The sequence below is a fragment of the Actinosynnema sp. NPDC023658 genome (assembly GCF_040639995.1).
Taxonomy (GTDB): domain Bacteria; phylum Actinomycetota; class Actinomycetes; order Mycobacteriales; family Pseudonocardiaceae; genus Actinosynnema.
Genome location: NZ_JBFAAX010001250.1, coordinates 1 through 1,458 on the forward strand (window position 1 = coordinate 1; position 1,458 = coordinate 1,458).

General features: G+C 71.9%; 2 protein-coding genes. Both read left to right on the forward strand.

What is annotated here, in order from left to right; all coding sequences use genetic code 11:
* The coding region (locus tag AB0G02_RS39980) for a DMT family transporter (RefSeq protein WP_360805682.1) at window positions 1-376 on the forward strand (376 nt) is incomplete at its 5' end.
* A 113-nt stretch (window positions 377-489) separates the two neighbouring features.
* On the forward strand, window positions 490-1,458 hold a 969-nt coding region (locus tag AB0G02_RS39985; RefSeq protein ID WP_360805685.1), incomplete at its 3' end, for a S8 family serine peptidase.

Genomic DNA, 1,458 nt, shown 5'->3' on the forward strand with positions numbered 1-1,458 from the left:
CTTCACCTTCATCCTCAACTACCGGATCATCGAGGAGGAGGGTCCGACCAGCGCCGCCACGGTCGGCTACCTGCTGCCCGTCGTGTCCGTCGCACTGGGCGCGCTGGTGCTGGGCGAGTCGCTCACGCCCCGGGTCGTCGCGGGCATGGCGGTGGTCCTGGCGGGCGTCGCCCTGACCCGAGTGGCGCTGAGCCGCGCGAAGCGGGACCACGGGAGGCCCGGTCCCTCGACGGGGGAGCGGTCGGAGCGGGGGTTGTCGGGGATGGGCCGGTCGGCGTCGGCCAAGCGGCCGGGAGAGCGAACCGGGCGTTACCAGTTGTCCGTTATGTCCACCGAGCGTGACGGGTCGGGCGGCCGTTCGGCCGGCCACCGGTGACCATGGCATAACCGCTGGTCAGGCTGCTGGTCTGAGCCCAGGACGAGTGAGGTCGACCCCGTCAACCCTGCGGCGGGGCGCGCTCGGCCGGGCTCCCCCGAAGGAGCCGACCCGTGCGCCCCCTGCACCGAACACTCGCCGTCCTGACCGCCGCCACCACGGCCGTCGGGCTCACCACCGCCACGGCCCTGGCCGAACCCCTGCACCAGGCCGACGTCGTCACCGCGACGGCGTCCGCCACCGTCCACCCGATCAAGGACTCCTACATCGTCACGCTCGACGCCACGGCCCGCAGCGGCGCGAGCGCGGCGGTGGCAGCCACCGCGGGCGTCACGCCGACCCACGTCTGGGACGCGGCGCTGCACGGTTTCGCCGCCAAGCTCACCCCGGCGCAGCTGCGCAGGCTCAGCCGCGACCCGGCGGTCAGCACGATCGAGCAGGACGTGCTGGTCACCGACGCGCTCGACGCCACCCAGAGCAACCCGCCGTCGTGGGGCATCGACCGGGTCGACCAGCGCGCCCTGCCGCTGTCCAAGAGCTACACCTACGCCTACACCGGCGCGGGCGTTCACGCGTACGTGATCGACACCGGCATCACACCCGGGCACGCCGACTTCGGTGGCCGGGCCACGTTCGACTACAACGGCTACGACACGAACAACACCGACTGCCACGGCCACGGCACGCACGTCTCCGGCACCATCGGCTCCGCCACCTACGGCATCGCCAAGGGCGTGCGGCTGCACGGCGTGAAGATGATGAACTGCTCCGGCAGCGCCACCACCACCTCGGCGCTGAACGCGATCAACTGGGTGACGGCCAACCACACCAAGCCGGCCGTGGCCAACACGTCGTGGAACTTCACCGCTTCGGCCAGCCTGGAGAGCGCGATCCGCACCATGATCGCCTCGGGCGTCTTCCTGGCGACCTCGGCGGGCAACACCGGCGGCAACTCGTGCGACCGCCTGCCGCGCAAGGTCGAGACGGCCAGCGTGGTGGCCTCCTCCACCGACACCGACGCCCGGTCGTCGTTCTCCAGCACGGGCCCGTGCGTCGACCTCTACGCGCCGGGCAGCTGTGTG